Source organism: Gammaproteobacteria bacterium (ex Lamellibrachia satsuma) (assembly GCA_019623805.1).
Classification (GTDB): Bacteria; Pseudomonadota; Gammaproteobacteria; order Chromatiales; family Chromatiaceae; genus QGON01.
Genome location: CP053680.1, coordinates 2,232,036 through 2,249,767 on the forward strand (window position 1 = coordinate 2,232,036; position 17,732 = coordinate 2,249,767).

Genomic DNA, 17,732 nt, shown 5'->3' on the forward strand with positions numbered 1-17,732 from the left:
AGAGAAGATGATGACTATCTGCAAACACATTCGAAACCTGTTAGTTCCGTTCCTGGGACTGTCGGTCGCCATTGGTGTCCTGTGGCCGTTCGCTTCGGCCTGGGCGATGCTGAATCCCTCCGCTGTCTATTGCCGGGCGCTCGGCTACGAGTATCTCGTCGTAAACACCCGGCAGGGTGAGGTCGGCATGTGTAAACTGCCCGATGGGGATGTTGTCAATGGCTGGGATTTTCTCATTGGCGAGGTCGGCCTGGAATGGAGCTACTGTGCCCAGAAGGACTATGAGGCCAAGGTGCGCAGGCATTCGACGTTTTGCGGTGACTGTTCGTCCTGCGTACTGCCCAGCGGTGAGGAGGTCGAGGTCACGCAGCTCATGGGGTTGAGCTTTGACGAGACGATCTGCGGAGACGGGAACTGCGGCACCTCCGAGAACCATTCGACCTGCCCGGCGGACTGTGCATCGGGTGATGTCGATGATTTCTGCGACGGCCTGGCGGACGGCATCTGCGACCCGGATTGCCGGGAAGAAGGACTGCCCGATCCGGATTGCGCCGACTCGGACAGCGACGGTGTACTTGATCTGGTGGACAACTGCCCGACCACACCCAATCCGAACCAAGCTGATACCAATGGTGACGGTGTCGGCAATGCCTGCTCCTGCCCTGTGGTCACGGACCTGGCAGCACGTGCCAAATCAACAAACGTCTACCTCACATGGTCCAACGTGGATGCAAATGCCTACAACATCTATCGTAGCCTTGCGGCAGGTGGTCCTTTCACATTGGCCGCAGCCGGCCATATATCTGACTACAGCATGTATCTTGATAATGGTGCCAGTATCGGTACGACTTACTACTACGCTGTAAATGGCGTGTGCAATGGTGTCGAGGGTCAAAGATCCAATGAAGTGTCAGTCACGCCGGCAGATAGAAGCATAAGGCGCAGGAGATAGTGGAGAAGTGATGTTGTTGGTCCAGGCCAACAGGGCCTGATCGCCCCTCGAATATATCAGCGGGTTCTTGGTGCAGGATCTATGAGGATGAGTGCGGGTGGGGAAAAAGGAGCGAGGCGTTCTATGAAATCGATGAACTCCATAGTGGGTGTACTGCGGAAAAATTGCGTCGTTGGCCGGTCCATCCAGATACGGTCGGCGTAGAGATAGATATTGTGCGGCAGGTCTCCAATGTTGTTCCCGTCCAGGTCGAAGCCTTCATAGTTATCCCAATGATTGTTGCGCCAGTCGTTATAACGTGCGCTGATAGGGGCGCTTACAGCAACGGATGTCAGGTTACTGTCGAAGTGGTTATCGTGAATGATGTGTCCCCCCTTTTCGCCATAGAAATAGATGGCGATGTTGTTGTAGGTGAAGTGGTTGCCGAGCAGATAGAGGATGTTTTCCGGGTGAACCGGTGAGTTTGCCGTGAGTCCCACGGCATTGTGCACGATCTCATTGTTGGCTATGGTGACTTGGGAACTCTCCTTGATGGCAATCGCTGAGCTGCCGGTGTTGCGTATGTGTTCGATGCGGTTGTTGCGGATATCCAGTTCATCAGAATAGATGGCGACGATGCCGGTGTCGTTGTTGCTGATATGGTTGTCCCGTATCTCATTCTTTGGTGAGAAGATGAACTCCATGCTGATGCGGTTATTTTGCAGTCTGTTGCCGATGATTTGGTTTTCAGCAGAGTTGGTCAGAAGAAGGTCTCGCACGCCGATAATCTCGTTCTCTTCAATATGGTTGTTGCGGCTGTACCATAACCTTATCCCTTCGCCGCGCAGGCTGGACACGACAGCTTTGGAGGAGATTCGGTTGCCTCGAATGGTGTTATCGTTTCCCTGGTGGATGTTGATGCCGAACAGTACATTGTCGAGGGCATTATTTTCGAATACCACATTATCTGCTTTTAATTGCAGGCCCGCATCGAGGGCATTGTGGGACTCCCCTGAGTTGGTGAGATGCAGGCCTCGGATAACCGTGTTATCGGCCTTTACGGTGAGGACTGTGCCCTTGCCGCCTCCATCGATGGTGACCTCTCCCTGACCGTCGAGGGTAATCTGGCGTGAAATGACGATGGGGCCGCTATAGGTGCCTGCGGGCGGTCGCAGGGTGGTGCCGAGAGGTGTCAGGTCGATAAAAAGCTGCAGGGATGGCAGGCAATAGGCGGGGCTGGTGAGCAGGGTGCCGAGCAGTAACAAGAGAGTGAGCCGGAGAGTTCTTGTCATGGAAAACCACTTCCAGGGTGGATGCGTTCTAAAGTTGTTTTGAAAAAAAGTGATTACGTCATCTCAGCCAGGTAGAGAGTTCTCATTCTCCCCGTTAAGTTCGAAAAAACGGGTTCAAGGGGTTCCCATATATCGTCCCCAAAGATACACGATGTTGGTATGATCTATATCACGCGAGGTGGGAGGCAATCGTCGATTTTTCCACCGGGAGCTGGTACAAATCGGTTGTGAGGGCGAGTGATGGCTTGATAGCCTGCCCTGACTATTCCATGCAGGACACAAGAATAACGGCGAGGAGTCAGTGATATGTTCAAAAAATATTCAATTCTTTTCTCGGCACTGCTGTTGCAGGGGTGTGGTAGTTCACTGATTATTTCGAATGCTGACACGATACCGGTTCGTTCCGAGCCTTCAGGGGCAGCGGTTTATGTCATGGGTAAATCGATGGGGAATACACCGGTTGATGTGAAGCAGCAGGATGTGTTTCCGGTGGTCTACGATCCGGAAAAGATAGAGCTCTACGGAACCATTCAATTGGACATGGATGGATGCGAGCCACTCTCCCAGCGCGTTAGCGGGCGGGTTCTCAGTCGTGGGGTTGATGCCAGGTTAAAGTGTGGCGAGTCAAAAGGCGCTGTTTCTGCCGCTGCTGCAGCGCCGGTTGCAACCTCAGTGGAAAAGGAAGTCCCGCCAGAGGCAGTCAAGACGTCCCAGCCTCAGGCCGCGCAAGCTGTAGAGCAGGTTGTGCCAAAGACAAGTAAAGAGCGTCTTATCCGCTTGAACGACCTGTATGAGGAAGGGCTTGTTTCCGAGAAAGAGTATCAAACAATCCGTAATCGCATTCTGAATGAACTGTGAGAACAATAGAAAAAACGTCCCGCTTACCGGCTTGGTAAACGGGACGTGCCAATGTGTCTTAGAGTTGGATGTTAATGGTTGGATAGCAGCCTGATGTAACTGATGAGCCCGTCAATCTCTGCATCAGATAACAAGCCTTCCCAGCCAGGCATCAAACCTTTTCCAGTGCTTCCAATGGTGATGTTTTTGCGCATCTGTTCGTTACTGATTTGGTTCATTGTAACCCCATCAGTGTGGTCTGCGGGTGACATTGTAATGACATTGGTCAAAGCGCCATCCCCTTTGCCGCCGCTCCCATGGCAGGTTGCGCAATTTTTTTCATATACTTTCTTCCCAAGCTCCGGATCCCCGACAAGCGGGTGTTTTGACCGGTGAAGAAATCGAATGTAGGCAACCAGGGAGTGTATCTGCGGTTCGGATATTGCCAAACCCCATCTTGGCATGCTCTTGTTGACTGTTCCGTGGGACATGGTTCCCTGAATAATTCGGAATAACTCCCTATCCGTCATCTGGGAGGCGTGGCCGCCGTTGGTGAGATCCGTGACATGCGTGTCCAGTTTTCCTGCCAGTGGTCCATCCCCTTTGCCGCTTTTTCCGTGGCAAAGAAAACAGGTCGTGTTGAACAGTTTATTTCCTTCATACGCCTTGGATGATGCGGAAAAAACGGGTGAAGTGAAAAGCGCGCCGGCAAGTAGTGCCGATGCCAGTATAGCGGTATGTCGTTTAATCATCTCAAACTCCTGCAACATTATTTGCGACTAGCACGTGTGGTGGCTGGTCGAACAATTGATAGTTGTCCTGAACAAATGAGGTTGACCCTCAGAAACCCGCAAACAGTTGCAGAGTAAACTTGTTGTCGTGGCCATCGGCTCGTGCATCCACGCCGGAACCGTCTTCAGTCACGTAGTAGAATTCAAGTCGGACATTCTGAGCGAACATGTAGTTTGCACCGAGCGTAACCGAGTTGAATTCCGAATCGGTTGCCGCTCCATCGTCCAGCATGCGGTAGGCGGCATAGATGTCAACCTTGTTGGGTATCACCCCGAGCTGTCCCAGGATAGCAAAGGAATCTGCGTCATTGGCATTGCTGCAATTACCGACAAAATGGTCAGCATCATGCGAGCACTCGCCGTAACTTGCATAGATTCCCAACGGCATGCCGCCCACATTGCCCTGTGCCTGCCCGTCGATGACCCAACCATCTGTAGCTATGATCTTGTCGACAGGGCCATCTGCCACTTCTGCATCGCCGGTCCAATATTGAATGCCAAAACCGGTGTCCCAGCTACCGATAAAGGGCGTATAGGCAGCCCTGAAGTAGTGGGCGAGTCCGGATGGTGCGACCTCCATATCGGTACCACCCCATCCAGGAACCCAAGGCGAGTAGTTGAGAAAGTAGTTATTACTGGAAGCCACCAAAGCGAGACCGGTGGCGGCCCCGCTTGCAAGCCCAAGTGCCTGGGCAGCACTGAATCCCTTGCGATCTTCGATGGGTCGCTGGGAGCGTTGAGCGCCGGTATTGAGAAGCTCAAAGCCATAACCAGAGCCAAGTCCGTCGGTGGAAAAGGGGATGGCGCTGAGTTGTGTGTTGCCTACTTGCGCAACATTGAAGTGAACCTTTGTCGATAGGAAAGCGTTGGCAGTTTCATTTTCAACGCCGCTGACAAGGCCAAGCTCCATGAGAAATCCTGCTTTTTCTGCCAGTCGTCCGCCGATAAGCAGCGCGGCTTCATCAGGCCACTGAATTTCACCCCGGTCTGTTCCCTGATCTGAGTTTCCGTTGGTTTTGACATAACGGAGTTTTGCGATGACTGAGGCATTGAGTGTTGCAGGCATGGAGAGATCGTCACCCTCAATCAGCCCTTGGCCGCCAGTCATCGTGTAACCGCCGGCGCGGAAAGCCCGGCCAAACGTATTGAGTGCGGGAAAATGTTGGAAGTGGCATGCGGTACAGGGCATGCTCGTTTGTCGTGCAAAGGCCGGAACAGCCGAAGCTTCTTTTTGTATCGTGAAAACGCCGCTTAATAGTACCAAGCTCGTTAGGGAAATGCGTTGAAGCATTTTGCTTATGCCTATGGTCATGTTTCCTCCCCAGAATCATAATTTATTTAGTTATATTGTGATTGCTGGCTTAAGTTTTCCTTTAAGCCAGCAATCTACAACCAACCTTATAAAATCTATGAGATTTGACCTTGGGCAGAACTACTACCATCGGGAGGAAAAAACCCTACCCTTATTTTATTAATGTGTTTATTTGGAATGCCAGGATATGTGTAACGTTATAAGAAATTAGAAAAAATAGATTTTTCCATGAAATGGAAAAAATTGAGATAGGGGCAGAGATAGGGCTCAATGCTGAAAATATAGAGAGATTGCCTACCCTGGCCTACCAGAGCCTCGCAGCAATGAAATGCGGCCCCAAGGCCTCTTTTTACACTTCCGGCTCATAGGCCAGATTGGGAGCCAGCCACTTTTCTGCTTCGTTCAGATCCATACCTTTACGTTTGGCATAGTCCGCCACCTGGTCCTTGTTGAGTTTGCCGACGGCAAAGTAACGGGTCTCCGGGTGGGCGAAATAGAGACCACTGACTGCGGCTGTTGGCACCATCGCCTTGGATTCTGTGAGCCAGATGCCGGTGTTTTTCTCCGCATCCAACAGTGTCCAGAGAAGATCCTTCTCGGAGTGGTCCGGGCTTGCCGGATAACCCATTGCAGGGCGGATGCCGGTGTACTTCTCTGCAATGCGCTCCGCGTTGCTGAGTTGCTCATCTGATGAATAACCCCAGAACTCCCTGCGTACCTTTTCGTGCAGCCACTCGGCCAGTGCTTCGGCCAGGCGATCAGCCAGTGCTTTCAGCAACAGGGATGAGTAGTCGTCGTGATCGGCATCGAATTCGGCTACTTTTTCGTCGATGCCGATGCCGGCCGTGCAGGCAAAACCGCCGATGGCATCGAGTTTGCTGCTCTCTTTGGGTGCGACAAAATCTGCCAGTGACTCATTGTACTTGCCGGCGGGCTGTTTTCCCTGTTTACGAAGGTTGTGCAGCCTAGTGATCGTTTGATCACGGGAGTCGTTAGAATAGATCTCTATGTCATCGCCCACGGCGTTGGCGGGGAAGATCCCCACAACTGCGTTGGCTTGCAGCCATTTCTCTTCGACGACCTTTGCCAGCATCGCCTCTGCGTCGGAAAACAGCTTGCGCGCCTCTTCTCCTTTGACCGCATCCTCCAGGATCTGAGGATAGCGCCCCTTCATCTGCCAAGCGTGGAAGAAGAAGGTCCAGTCGATGTAGGGAATCAGTTGCTTCAGGTCGATGTCGCTGAGGGTTGTAATACCGTATTTGGCGGGTGCGACCGGCTCAAAAGCAGACCAGTCGATTGGGGTCGCATTGGCGCGGGCCTGTTCGATAGGGATCAGGTTGCGCGCCTCGTTCTTATTGGCCCGGCGCTGGCGAACGGCTTCGTATTCGGCGCGGATTTTGGCCAAATAGTCGTCCCGCTGCTCATTCGACAGCAGGTTGCTGGCGACGCCGACGGCGCGACTGGCGTCTGGAACGTAGACCACCGGGTGGTCGCAGGCCGGTTCGATCTTCACTGCGGTGTGGGCGATGGAGGTGGTGGCGCCGCCGATCAGCAGGGGTTGTGCCATGCCGAGTCGTTTCATCTCTTTGGCGACGTGGACCATCTCATCAAGGGACGGAGTGATCAGTCCCGATAGACCGATGATGTCGACGTTCTGCTCCCGAGCCTCCTTGAGGATGGTGTCTGCGGGCACCATCACGCCGATGTCGATCACCTCGTAGTTGTTGCACTGCAACACCACGCCGACGATGTTCTTGCCGATGTCGTGTACGTCGCCCTTCACCGTGGCCATGAGGATCTTGCCCTGGGCCTGGATGCCGCACTCAGCCTTTTCCGCTTCGAGGAAAGGCTCCAGGTAGGCTACCGATTTCTTCATCACGCGGGCCGATTTCACCACCTGGGGCAGGAACATCTTGCCTGCGCCGAACAGATCGCCGACCACGTTCATGCCGTCCATCAGGGGGCCTTCGATCACCTCCAGGGACTTATCGACTGCCTGGCGCGCCTCTTCGGTGTCCTCGTCGATGTACTCGGTAATGCCTTTCACCAGCGCGTGCTCAAGCCGCTTGCTGACAGACCAGGAACGCCACTCCAGGTCTTCCTCCTTGTTGCCACCCACTGCGTCGCCCGCGTAGTTGGGAGCGATCTCCACCAGTCGGTCACCGGCCTCTGGATCTTTGTTGAGAATTACGTCTGCCACCGCGTTGCGCAACTCGGCAGGCAGATCATCATAGACCGCCAGCTGGGCGGCGTTGACTATGCCCATGTCCATGCCGGCCTGGATGGCGTGGTAGAGGAAGACTGCGTGGATCGCCTCGCGCACCGGATTGTTGCCACGAAAGGAGAAGGAGACGTTGGAGACTCCGCCGGAGATCAGCGCATGAGGGCAGGCCGCTTTTATCTCACGGGTTGCTTCTATGAAGTCGACGCCGTAGTTGTTGTGCTCATCGATGCCGGTGGCGACGGCGAAGATGTTGGGGTCGAAGATGATGTCTTCTGCGGGAAAGTCCACCTCTTCGGTCAGAATCTGATAGGCGCGGGTGCAGATCTCCACCTTTCGCGCCTGGGTGTCGGCCTGACCCGTCTCGTCGAAAGCCATCAGGATAATCGCCGCGCCGTAACGGCGGCAGAGTCTTGCCTGTTGTATAAACTTTTCCACCCCCTCTTTCATGGAGATGGAGTTGACGATGGACTTGCCCTGCACACACTTCAGCCCTGCCTCGATGATCTCCCACTTGGAGGAGTCGATCATCACTGGCACTTTAGAAATGTCAGGCTCGCTGGCGCAGAGATTGAGAAAACGCTGCATCGCGGCAATACCGTCGAGCATCGCCTCATCCATGTTGACGTCCACCACTTGGGCACCGTTCTCCACCTGGGCGCGACAGATGTCCAGCGCCTCTTCATACTCTTCGTTGAGGATCAGGCGCTTGAACTTGGCGGAGCCGGTGACATTGGCCCTTTCGCCCACGTTGACGAACAGTGAATCGGGGCCGATGTTGAGCGGCTCCAGGCCGGATAGGCGGCACTCGGGTTGGAGCTCCGGCCGTTGTCGCGGGGCCTTGTCGGCCACCGCGTTGGCAATTGCGCGGATGTGCAACGGTGACGTGCCGCAGCAGCCGCCGATGATATTGAGAAAACCGGCGTCGGCCCACTCGCTGAGATACTCCGCCATGTGGGCCGCGTCGAGATCGTATTCGCCGAACTCGTTGGGCAGGCCCGCATTGGGATGGGCGGAGACGAATGTCTCGGAGATGCGAGACATCTCCTCCACGTACTGGCGCATCAGTTCGGGGCCGAGGGCGCAGTTGAGGCCGATGGAGATCGGTCTGGCGTGGCGCAGGCTGTTGTAGAAGGCTTCGGTGGTCTGGCCGGATAGGGTACGGCCGGAAGCGTCGGTGATGGTGCCGGAGATCATGATCGGCAGCCGTATCCTGTCCTCATCGAAGACCTGCTCGCAGGCGACAATAGCCGCCTTGGCGTTGAGGGTGTCGAAGATGGTCTCGATCAGCAGCAGGTCGACGCCGCCCTCGATCAGGCCTCGTGCCGCCTCGGCATAGGCCTCCACCAGCTGATCGAATGTGATGTTGCGCGCGCCGGGATCGTTGACGTCCGGTGACAGGGAGGCAGTGCGGTTGGTGGGGCCAAGTACCCCGGAGACAAAGCGGGGTTTGTTTTCGGTGGTATGCTTTTCAGCCGCAGCGCGGGCCAGACGGGCGGCAGCCACGTTCATCTCGTAGGCCAGGGCCTCCATGCCGTAATCGGCCATGGAGATCCGGTTGGCGCCGAAAGTATTGGTCTCGAGTATATCGGCCCCCGCTTCCATGTACTCTTCATGGATGCCCTGGATCACCTCTGGTTGGGTCAGAACCAGCAGGTCGTTGTTTCCCTTCAGGTCGCTCGGCCAGTCGGCAAAACGCTCACCTCTGTAGTTGGCCTCGTCGAGCTTGTGGCGTTGAATCATGGTGCCCATGGCGCCATCCAGAATAAGGATGCGCTGGCGTAGAATCGATTCGATTTCCGGGGTACTATTTTGTCTGTGCGGATCGGCCATTCAGGGAACTCAGAATTTGGTACGGAACCGACAATTATAAGGCGTTGCGTTGATGTAGGCGAATCCCATTATTTGTGCATCACGGCGCTTCCTTATCCACACGGAGAATGAATTGTGGCGAGACAAGCCTTTCTGGTTGATGATTCCAAATCTGCGCGCATCGTGCTCAGTCGTTTGCTGAGCCGGCACGGCTTTGATGAGGTGGCGATGGCCGAGTCGGGTGAACAGGCCCTCGAACTGCTCAAGGATACGGTGCCGGATGCCATATTTGTCGATTATCAGATGGATGGCATGGATGGCTTGGAGACAATAGCCGCCATCAAAAAAGATCAGCGGCTAGCTAAGGTTCCGGTCTTCATGTGCACCGCCAACGAGGGGGCCGACTACGCTGCTGCGGCGCAATCCTACGGTGCGATGGGGATTCTTACCAAGCCGCCGACGTCACAGCGTCTCAAGGAGATAATCAAACTCATCGATGGTGTCGAAGGCGAGGCTGTTCCGGCAGCGGCGTCCACTGGAGCGGGAGCCAAGCCGGCAGCTCCGGCATTTGTCATTACAGCGGAAGAGGTGCGGACGATTGCCAGGGAGGCAGCGATGCAGGCGGCCGGGGAGGTCATAGGAACGCTGGCGGAGGCTGCTGTGGAGAAGCGGCTGGCAGAACAGCCGCTGGAGATCGATGTCGACAAGCTGCGTGAAGAGATCGCCACGCAGGTCAGCGGGGAGCTGGAAGGCATCGTCAGACAGGTTAACGACTCCATTGTGGCCGAGGTGATAGAGACCCATTTTCGTGAACAGTGGCAGCAGGTCTCCGGGCAGATAACTCAACAGCTTGAAGCGTTCCGCAGCGAGGTCTTGGGGCAGGTGCCGGAAAAGAACGACATGATCGAACATATCCGTATGGTTACGGAGGGCTCCATGGAGGCGTTGGCAACAGAAACGGCCACCCGGATCTCACAGGAAGTGGCGCACCATACGGCGATCGAAACTGCTGAAGTACTTATCGATCGGCGTTTCAGTGATGAGGCCGACAGCGCACAGAGCAAGGCCGGCAAGCGGGGGCAACGAACCCTACTCTATCTGGGGATAACGGTGTTGTTGCTGGCGGTGGCTGCTGGTTTGGTCTTCTATAATTAAATCGACATTCAGCCTCAATAGATCGACCTCGGGAGAACCCATGTTCGGATTGGGCAGAAAGAGAGAGATGCCGATGCCGTCGGAGGCCTTGCCCGGCAGAGATACGCCTATGCCCGTGTTGTCGGAGCATTTTGTTAACGGCAATTCACTGGCAGGCCCATTTCCGGATGGGATGGAATTTGCCCTGTTCGGTTTGGGGTGTTTCTGGGGAGCGGAGCGGCGTTTCTGGGAGCTGCCGGGGGTCTACTCCACCGCTGTGGGTTATGCAGCGGGGTTCACGCCGAACCCGACCTATGACGAGGTCTGCACCGGCAAAACCGGCCACAATGAGGTGGTGCGGGTGGTTTTCGATCCGGACCTGGTGAGTTACGAGACACTATTGAAACATTTCTGGGAGTCTCACGACCCGACCCAAGGTATGCGACAGGGTAATGATGCAGGGACGCAGTATCGCTCCGGCATCTATACCTACAGCAATACCCAGTTGGCCGAGGCGGAAAAATCTCGGGCGCTGTTCCAGGCTGCGCTGACCGCCGCTGGGGGTGCGGAGATCACCACCGAGATCCAACCTGCCCCCGAGTTCTATTTTGCCGAGGATTACCACCAGCAGTACCTGGCCAAAAACCTGCGGGGTTACTGTGGTCTGGGTGGAACGGGCGTCTGCTTTCCGTAATGTCAGACACTGCCATCTATGCAGGAGGGCAACTGGGGGAGTACAACTTCGGTGCCGATCACCCATTTGGTCCCTCGCGTCACGATGCCTTTTTCGACGAGTTCATGCGGCGGGGGCTCGAGGTGCGCTGCGATGTGGAAGCGCCGCGCCTCGCTGACCGGGAGGCGATTGCCAGATTTCATACGAGCGAATATATCGACCGGGTGGAGCGGGCCTCGATGGATGGCCAGGGCCTGCTGGATGCAGGTGATACTCCGGCCTTTCCCGGCGTGATGGAGGCCTCTGCCCGGGTCGTGGGCACGGTGCTCAAGGCGGTGGACGACATCGTTGCCGGTAATTGCCGCCGGGCGTTTGTGCCCATTGCCGGTCTGCATCACGCACGCCGTGACAGTGCTGCCGGTTTCTGTGTCTTCAACGATTGCGGCGTCGCCATCGAGACCCTGCGCCGGGTTCATGGGATAAGGCGCGTGGCCTACGTGGACATCGATGCCCACCATGGAGACGGGGTCTTCTATGCGTTCGAGGATGACCCGGATCTCATCTTCGTCGACCTGCATGAAGATGGCCGCTATCTCTATCCCGGTACCGGTTCGGTGACCGAGACGGGACGCGGTGTGGCGAAGGGGACCAAGCTCAATATCCCGATGCCGCCGAAGGCGGATGACACGGTGTTTTTCAAGGCGTGGGAGGTTGCCGAGTCATTCATAGATTGCGCGCAGCCCGAGTTCATCCTTTTTCAGTGCGGTGCCGACAGCCTGGCGGGCGACCCCATTACCGATCTGCACTATTCAGGCGATGCTCATCGCCATGCCGCATCACGTCTTCGTCTGTTGGCACAGCGTCATTGTGACGGCAGGCTGTTGGCGGTGGGAGGCGGTGGCTACAATCTGCAAAATCTGGCCGTCGCCTGGTGCGCAGTGGTCGAGGCGTTTATCGAGGCTGAATAGGGGGATGCGCCGGATCCGCTGTGCTTGATCCGGCCTGCGTTGACTCACAGCGACTCCCTACTCCGCCTGGTGCAGAAGCTGACCCTCCTTGTCCACTACCTGGACGCCCACTGGGATGCCCTCACGAATACTGGCGGTGACGATGCAGAAATCCTCAAACAGATCCGTACAGCGTTTCAGTTTTGCGGATTCTGCCAGTTCGTCGTCGATGGTGATTTTGACCTCGATGCCGCCCACCCGCAGGCGTTTCTTCTCATTGCGCACCATGGTGCAGGTAGCCTCGGCCTTGATGCTGTGTGCCGGAGCGTCATCTTTTACCAGGCAGAACATCAGGCTGGCGCTGAGGCAGTTGGCAGTAGCCGCAGCCAGCAGGCGGGATGCGTTGGGGCCGTTTCGTTCGCCCAGTGGTGGAGGTTCATCCAGCAGAATGTCCTCAGCTTTTTTGAGATCGAATTTGACCTTGAAGGCGTAACCCTCTTCCTGCTCCAGGTGGATAGTAAAACGGCCGACTTCTGACATAACGATCTCCCAGTTAGATCATTGAAAGGTTACACGATACCCAAAGATGGCCGGTAGCATAAGCCGTTTCAATTATTCCTCGAGAATCGACTGCCAGGCTTGATGGGCCTCAATTTGTGACATGGCCTGCTGCAGCAGGGTCTTGCCGGGTTCGGTGCGGAACCAGGTGCTGAGGCCGGAGGGGTGGGGCAGGGGAATCACGTCCGTGGTTAGCCCATTGATTTCGATCTGATGGGTTTTGCCCACGATATCGACCAGTTTGTTTACCTTCATGAAACGAGCCATGGCCAGTTTGCCGACGGGGATCAGCAGCCGGGGTTTGAGCAGTCCGATCTCCGCCTCGATCCAGCGGCTGCAGTTCGCTATCTCAATCTTGCTTGGCACCCGGTCACCGCCTTTCGGGTTTTTCCCGGGAAAGCAGCGGCAGACTGCAGCCATATAGACCCGGCTGCGAAACTGCGTTTCACCCAATCCAATGCCGTCGAACCATTTGAACAAGGTCTTTCCGGCGGTCCAGGCAAAGGGTTTTCCTGCGGGGCCTTCCCTGTCGCCCGGTGCCTGGCCTATCAGCATGATTGGAGAGACGACCGGCTGGCAGGTGACTACTGGCCCAATCATATCGGGACAGAGCCGACAGGCTCGCAGGTTCGATTGGTGCTGTTTGATGGCTTGAAGGGTGGTCATGAGGCGTTAAACTAACAGAAAATGTACCTTCGTATTGAGAATGTGGGTCGGGTTAGTCGCACGACAGTACAACATCTTGAATTTGACACCACACTTTGAGTGCGACGTAACCCGACCTGTGGAACATTGGAACTGAATTGATGCAGATGATTTTGGGAATGGGAGTCGGCGCCATGCTGATCGCCCTGTTTGTCTGGTTTTTGCCTATTGTGCTGATCCTGCGCTCTGACAAAACCTCTGGTATAGAGAAGTTGTTCTGGCTGCTTGCGGTGCTGTTTGTCTCCTGGTTTGCCTGGATATTCTACGCGCTGTTGGCCCCCTTGGAGAAAAAGGCGTCATGAAAGCGGTTGTGATGAACGAACCCGGTGCGCCGGAGGTGCTTTCTTTGCAGGATCTGCCGGAACCTGAACGGATGACAGAGACTCAGCTCAAGGTGCGCATCGAGGCGGCGGGGGTGAATCCCATCGATACCAAGCTGCGTGGTCGGGGTGTTTTTCTGCCTGCTGGACTACCGGCGGTATTGGGCTGTGATGGTGCTGGTGTGGTGGTGGAGACAGGCGCTGAGGCCGGTGAGTTCAGGACGGGTGATGAGGTCTGGTTTTGCAGTGGTGGTCTGGGTGGCGTGCAGGGAAACTATGCGGAGTTTGTGCTGGTTGATTCCTCCGTGGCACGTAAAAAGCCCGCTTCCATCGACTTCGCCACAGCAGCAGCAGGGCCGCTGGTGCTGATAACTGCCTGGGAGGCGCTGTTCGATCGCGCCCGCGTCACTGCCGGGCAGACGGTATTGATCCACGCCGGTGCGGGTGGTGTGGGCCACGTGGCGATTCAGCTGGCAAAACAGGCCGGGGCGCGGGTATTGACCACGGTGAGTACAACCCAGAAAGCGGAGTTCGTTAAATCCATTGGCGCGGATGAGGTCATTCTCTATCCAGAGGTGGATTTCGTCGAGGCAGTAAATGATCTGACCGGTGGGCGGGGTGCCGACGTGGTGCTGGACACCGTTGGTCCAGCGATCTTTCGCGGTTCTATACCGGCGGTGGCTCACTACGGTGATCTGGTGACCCTGCTTGATCCGGGGCAGGATGTGGAGTGGAAGGAGGCTCGCAATCGCAACCTGCGGATCGGTTTTACGTTGATGCTGACGCCGATGTTGCGTGACCTGCCCGAGGCCCGCGCCCATCATGGAGAGATACTGGAGCGTTGTGGTGAGCTAGTGGACGCAGGCAGTCTGCACATCGAAGTGGCGAAACGCATGCCCCTGTCGAAGGCGGTAGAAGCGCATCGCCAGGTCGAAGCCGGACACCTGCTGGGTAAATTGGTGTTGCTGCCATGATGGCGACTGGGTTTTGCCTTACTCTTTGTAGGAGCGCCGCTCCTACAATTTACTATCCGGTTCGCTTGTGTCGGGATGGCTTATTTCAGTCGGCAGGCCCTACCAACAGCACCACCCCCTCAACGCCGATGACTTTTACCTGAGTGCCGGCAGGGCAGTCCTCACCCCGGATCTTCCAGGTGCTGTCGTCGACGTGGATCTTGCCCTCGCCGTTGATGATGGGATGGTCCAGGGTGAAAATCCGGCCTGTGTACTGTGCGCCCCGGCGATTGAGATTGGGTTGGTCCGTCTTGATCGGCCGCCGCTGCAGGATGGTGCGGGCGATGAGAATGTTGATCACGCTGAACGCGGCGAAGGCGAGCAGCTGGTATTGCCACTCCATCTCCGGCATGGCCAGTAGCAGGAGCCCCACCAGACCGGCGGCAAAACCCAGCCAGATGAAAAAGACACCGGGTGAGAAAATCTCCAGAATGATCAGGCCGACACCCAGGATGAACCAGTGCCAGTAATCCAGCTGCGGTAGAAATTCCATTAGCCATCCTTCTTGGAGAAAGTCTCTTTGGCAATCTCGGCAATGCCGCCGATGGAGCCGATCAGGCTGGATGCCTCCAGCGGCATCAAAATAACCTTCTGATTGTCAGCGGAGGCGATAGTGGCCAGTGCTTCGGTATATTTCTGTGCCACGAAATAGTTGATGGCCTTGACGTCGCCTTGCGCGATGGCCTCTGAAACCATGGCGGTCGCCTTGGCCTCCGCCTGGGCCAGCCTTTCCCGCGCTTCGGCTTCACGGAAGGCGGCCTCTTTCTCACCCTCCGCCTTGAGAATGGCGCCCCGCTTCTCGCCTTCCGCCTTTAGAATCTCCGCCTGCCGCTCTCCCTCAGCCACGAGAATTGCCGCACGTTTGTCACGCTCCGCCTTCATCTGCCGGGCCATCGAATCCACGAGGTCACGGGGCGGGGAGATATCCTTGATCTCTATACGGGTCACCTTGAGGCCCCAGGGGGTGGTGGCATCGTCCACCACGTTGAGCAGCCGGGTATTGATCGCGTCCCGCTGTGACAGCAGTTCATCCAGGTCCATGGAGCCCATGACGGTACGGATGTTGGTCATGGTCAGGTTGAGAATCGCCCGGTAGAGGTCATTGACCTCATAAGAGGCCTGGGCAGCATCCAGCACCTGGAAGAAGATCACGCCGTCGGCGGTGATCATGGCGTTGTCCTTGGTGATGACCTCCTGGGAGGGTACGTCCACCACCTGCTCCATCATGTTCACTTTTTGGCCGATCTGGTCGATGACCGGCACGATCAGGTTGAGGCCGGGGCGCAGGCTTTTGGTATAGCGTCCAAAACGCTCCACCGTGTACTCCATGCCCTGTGGTACGCGCTTTGCGCCCATAACCACGATAGCGATGGCCAGAACCAGTGCGGCAATGACAAATACATCCATGACGGAACTCCTTGATTTATTAAAGCGGGTTAAAAGAGAATGGGGCATTGGTCACGGTATTTCAATGCTTGAGGCGTGCATAAGTGTGAGATTTTACTCGGTTTATGCTGACAAATGTCACGAAAATGATGCGGGGCATTTTTTCGCAGAATGTGCTAGATTTATTCTAAGTGTTAGAGAATCGCCGTGTCCTTTGTTTGAGTAAGCAAGGTCGATTCTGACCGGGTCGCATAGACTCGTTTTCCGGATCCGCCCGCTGCCATTGCATAGCAGCGGTTCGGTGACTGTTTCGGCCGTCTTCCCGCCACCTCCACTCAACGATTGAGTGTTCGATATAGCCACTTCTCCTGGCTGAAAAGTGAACCCTGGGCTCTGGTTGGCTGTCCTGTCGGGGCTGTCTAAAGAAGGTTGTATTGTTGACGAAATGAAGCAGGTCGAACCCAACAACCAGACTGCAACAATGGCCTCGGCTTCTATGCCTGGCGATTCAGTGTGCCGTGGTTTTTTCGACCATGCTCCGGATATCCTGCTCACTGTCAGAGAGGATGGGACGATTCGAGAGATCAATCTTTCCGTCGTCGATCTGTTGGGATACAGCAGAGAGGAGTTGATCGGATCTTCAGTCTGGCGACTGCTCCACAGGGATGATCTGAAACGGGTGCGTAGGATGCTGGCCGATATCTTTCAACGGGAGATTCCCTATTCGGAGGTTGAGTGCCGCAAGATACATAAGAACGGCAAGCCTCGCTGGATGAGGACGCGGATCCGTTATCTGCGAAGTGGGCCAGGTGAGGAGCCACTGCTCAACATCGTGAGCCGGGATTTTACCGAGAGACGGCGGGCGGAAAGCGCGCTGCGTGACAGCGAGGTACAGCTAAGGCGACTACTGGAATCCACAGGTGCGGCGATAGTGGCGCTTGACCTTGATGGACGCTGCACTTTTGCCAACCCCTCTGCCGCAGATCTGCTCGGTTACAGAGATCCGTCACAGATGATTGGCAGCAGCATGAACCTGCATCTGCCTGTTAACGGGGCAGGCTCCCGTCAGGGAGATAATAGAGGACGGATCTACGAACCCCTGGATTCAGGTTGCGGGATTTGTCTCGACGATGGGCACTTTCTGCGTGCCGGTGGAGAGAGCTTCCCGGTGGAGTACCGCAGTTATCCCATCTTCCACGATGAAAAGATCGTCGGTCTTTCTGTCACCTTTTTCGACATCACCGAACGTCTGTCGATGCAGCAGCAGCTGGTCTACCTTGCAGAGCATGATCACCTGACTGGGTTGCCCAACCGCACACTGTTCATGGATCGGCTGGAGGCGGGCATCGCCAGGGCAAAGCGCAGAGAGTCCAAATTGGCACTACTCTATATCGACCTGGACCATTTCAAACCAATCAATGACCAATATGGACATCATGCCGGAGATCGGCTGTTGCAATCAGTGACCAAGCGGCTTCATCTTGCGGTGCGGGAGATGGATACAGTTGCCCGTATTGGTGGTGACGAGTTTGCGGTCATCCTGGAAGATATATCGGAAGTGGAGGATGCGACAACGGTCGCAAGAAAATTGAGTGACCTCATTGCTCCCCCTTTCTATCTTGAAAGTGGTGAGAAGCTGACCATCGGCATGAGTGTCGGATATGCGCTCTACCCAAACCATGGCGATTGCGAAACCTTGTTAAGGCATGCCGATAGCGCCATGTACCAGGCGAAAAAAAAGAAATGTTGTGAGTCGGGTTGATTGTACGGGAGATTATTCCCGAGTGTTGGATGAAGAAT

16 protein-coding genes are annotated in these 17,732 nt (G+C 55.8%); 8 read left to right on the forward strand and 8 right to left on the reverse strand.

Going from position 1 to position 17,732, the window contains the following annotated elements:
* The first annotated feature begins 7 nt into the window (after positions 1–7).
* A complete protein-coding gene (locus HPY30_09640) occupies positions 8–952 on the forward strand; it encodes a DUF333 domain-containing protein (GenBank protein QYZ66231.1) in 945 nt (314 codons plus the stop codon).
* A 56-nt stretch (positions 953–1,008) separates the two neighbouring features.
* Here the strand turns inward: HPY30_09640 and nosD are convergent, their stop codons facing one another.
* The gene (gene nosD, locus HPY30_09645; GenBank protein QYZ66232.1) at positions 1,009–2,223 is read right to left on the reverse strand and encodes a nitrous oxide reductase family maturation protein NosD; all 1,215 of its coding nucleotides are present in this window, start codon (positions 2,221–2,223) and stop codon (positions 1,009–1,011) included.
* A 306-nt stretch (positions 2,224–2,529) separates the two neighbouring features.
* On the opposite strand from nosD, the gene HPY30_09650 reads away from it, so the two are divergent.
* Complete coding sequence (locus HPY30_09650) at positions 2,530–3,081, forward strand: PEGA domain-containing protein (GenBank protein QYZ66233.1); 552 nt, start codon at positions 2,530–2,532, stop codon at positions 3,079–3,081.
* Between the two features lie 71 nt (positions 3,082–3,152).
* On the opposite strand, the gene HPY30_09655 is transcribed toward HPY30_09650, so the two are convergent.
* The 3 genes from HPY30_09655 to metH all read right to left on the reverse strand — a co-directional run bounded on the left by HPY30_09655 (position 3,153) and on the right by metH (position 9,217).
* Entirely contained in the window at positions 3,153–3,812 is a 660-nt protein-coding gene (locus HPY30_09655; GenBank protein ID QYZ66234.1) for a c-type cytochrome, read from the reverse strand.
* A gap of 88 nt (positions 3,813–3,900) precedes the next feature.
* Positions 3,901–5,040, reverse strand: a complete 1,140-nt coding sequence (locus HPY30_09660) for a hypothetical protein (GenBank protein QYZ66235.1) — start codon at positions 5,038–5,040, stop codon at positions 3,901–3,903.
* Positions 5,041–5,512: 472 nt separating this feature from the next.
* Positions 5,513–9,217: a methionine synthase gene (gene metH, locus HPY30_09665; protein QYZ66236.1), complete on the reverse strand. Its 3,705-nt coding sequence runs from the start codon at positions 9,215–9,217 to the stop codon at positions 5,513–5,515.
* 111 nt (positions 9,218–9,328) lie between these two features.
* On the opposite strand from metH, the gene HPY30_09670 reads away from it, so the two are divergent.
* The 3 genes from HPY30_09670 to HPY30_09680 are packed head-to-tail and all read left to right on the forward strand — an operon-like array spanning position 9,329 to position 11,971.
* Positions 9,329–10,351, forward strand: a complete 1,023-nt coding sequence (locus tag HPY30_09670; protein ID QYZ67984.1) for a response regulator — start codon at positions 9,329–9,331, stop codon at positions 10,349–10,351.
* 40 nt (positions 10,352–10,391) lie between these two features.
* A complete protein-coding gene (gene msrA, locus HPY30_09675; GenBank protein QYZ66237.1) occupies positions 10,392–11,024 on the forward strand; it encodes a peptide-methionine (S)-S-oxide reductase MsrA in 633 nt (210 codons plus the stop codon).
* Positions 11,024–11,971: an acetoin utilization protein AcuC gene (locus HPY30_09680; protein ID QYZ66238.1), complete on the forward strand. Its 948-nt coding sequence runs from the start codon at positions 11,024–11,026 to the stop codon at positions 11,969–11,971. The genes msrA and HPY30_09680 overlap by 1 nt, the downstream gene beginning before the upstream one ends.
* A 57-nt stretch (positions 11,972–12,028) precedes the next feature.
* Here HPY30_09680 and HPY30_09685 read toward each other — a convergent pair whose 3' ends face one another.
* Both HPY30_09685 and HPY30_09690 read right to left on the reverse strand, forming a co-directional pair.
* Complete coding sequence (locus tag HPY30_09685) at positions 12,029–12,490, reverse strand: OsmC family protein (GenBank protein ID QYZ66239.1); 462 nt, start codon at positions 12,488–12,490, stop codon at positions 12,029–12,031.
* Between the two features lie 72 nt (positions 12,491–12,562).
* A complete protein-coding gene (locus tag HPY30_09690) occupies positions 12,563–13,174 on the reverse strand; it encodes a uracil-DNA glycosylase family protein (protein ID QYZ66240.1) in 612 nt (203 codons plus the stop codon).
* 140 nt (positions 13,175–13,314) lie between these two features.
* Here HPY30_09690 and HPY30_09695 point away from each other — a divergent pair, with 140 nt between their 5' ends.
* Together HPY30_09695 and HPY30_09700 are read left to right on the forward strand one after the other, a co-directional pair.
* Positions 13,315–13,515, forward strand: a complete 201-nt coding sequence (locus HPY30_09695) for a hypothetical protein (GenBank protein ID QYZ64511.1) — start codon at positions 13,315–13,317, stop codon at positions 13,513–13,515.
* A complete protein-coding gene (locus HPY30_09700) occupies positions 13,512–14,507 on the forward strand; it encodes a zinc-dependent alcohol dehydrogenase family protein (protein ID QYZ66241.1) in 996 nt (331 codons plus the stop codon). Before HPY30_09695 ends, HPY30_09700 begins: the two co-directional genes overlap by 4 nt.
* 85 nt (positions 14,508–14,592) lie before the next feature.
* Here the strand turns inward: HPY30_09700 and HPY30_09705 are convergent, their stop codons facing one another.
* Complete coding sequence (locus HPY30_09705; protein QYZ66242.1) at positions 14,593–15,039, reverse strand: NfeD family protein; 447 nt, start codon at positions 15,037–15,039, stop codon at positions 14,593–14,595.
* Positions 15,039–15,953, reverse strand: coding sequence for an SPFH/Band 7/PHB domain protein (locus HPY30_09710; protein ID QYZ66243.1), 915 nt, complete (start codon positions 15,951–15,953; stop codon positions 15,039–15,041). Before HPY30_09710 ends, HPY30_09705 begins: the two co-directional genes overlap by 1 nt.
* A gap of 424 nt (positions 15,954–16,377) precedes the next feature.
* Here HPY30_09710 and HPY30_09715 point away from each other — a divergent pair, with 424 nt between their 5' ends.
* On the forward strand, positions 16,378–17,694 hold the full coding sequence (locus tag HPY30_09715; protein ID QYZ66244.1) for a diguanylate cyclase: 1,317 nt from the start codon (positions 16,378–16,380) through the stop codon (positions 17,692–17,694).
* Positions 17,695–17,732: the final 38 nt, after the last annotated feature.

What these genes read in the sequence shown, in the direction of transcription:
- HPY30_09640 (QYZ66231.1), top strand. Translation starts at nt 8, where the DNA reads ATGATGACTATCTGCAAACACATTCGAAACCTGTTAGTTCCGTTCCTG.
- nosD (QYZ66232.1), bottom strand. Translation starts at nt 2,223, where the DNA reads ATGACAAGAACTCTCCGGCTCACTCTCTTGTTACTGCTCGGCACCCTG.
- HPY30_09650 (QYZ66233.1), top strand. Translation starts at nt 2,530, where the DNA reads ATGTTCAAAAAATATTCAATTCTTTTCTCGGCACTGCTGTTGCAGGGG.
- HPY30_09655 (QYZ66234.1), bottom strand. Translation starts at nt 3,812, where the DNA reads ATGATTAAACGACATACCGCTATACTGGCATCGGCACTACTTGCCGGC.
- HPY30_09660 (QYZ66235.1), bottom strand. Translation starts at nt 5,040, where the DNA reads ATGCCCTGTACCGCATGCCACTTCCAACATTTTCCCGCACTCAATACG.
- metH (QYZ66236.1), bottom strand. Translation starts at nt 9,217, where the DNA reads ATGGCCGATCCGCACAGACAAAATAGTACCCCGGAAATCGAATCGATT.
- msrA (QYZ66237.1), top strand. Translation starts at nt 10,392, where the DNA reads ATGTTCGGATTGGGCAGAAAGAGAGAGATGCCGATGCCGTCGGAGGCC.
- HPY30_09680 (QYZ66238.1), top strand. Translation starts at nt 11,024, where the DNA reads ATGTCAGACACTGCCATCTATGCAGGAGGGCAACTGGGGGAGTACAAC.
- HPY30_09685 (QYZ66239.1), bottom strand. Translation starts at nt 12,490, where the DNA reads ATGTCAGAAGTCGGCCGTTTTACTATCCACCTGGAGCAGGAAGAGGGT.
- HPY30_09690 (QYZ66240.1), bottom strand. Translation starts at nt 13,174, where the DNA reads ATGACCACCCTTCAAGCCATCAAACAGCACCAATCGAACCTGCGAGCC.
- HPY30_09695 (QYZ64511.1), top strand. Translation starts at nt 13,315, where the DNA reads ATGCAGATGATTTTGGGAATGGGAGTCGGCGCCATGCTGATCGCCCTG.
- HPY30_09700 (QYZ66241.1), top strand. Translation starts at nt 13,512, where the DNA reads ATGAAAGCGGTTGTGATGAACGAACCCGGTGCGCCGGAGGTGCTTTCT.
- HPY30_09705 (QYZ66242.1), bottom strand. Translation starts at nt 15,039, where the DNA reads ATGGAATTTCTACCGCAGCTGGATTACTGGCACTGGTTCATCCTGGGT.
- HPY30_09710 (QYZ66243.1), bottom strand. Translation starts at nt 15,953, where the DNA reads ATGGATGTATTTGTCATTGCCGCACTGGTTCTGGCCATCGCTATCGTG.
- HPY30_09715 (QYZ66244.1), top strand. Translation starts at nt 16,378, where the DNA reads ATGAAGCAGGTCGAACCCAACAACCAGACTGCAACAATGGCCTCGGCT.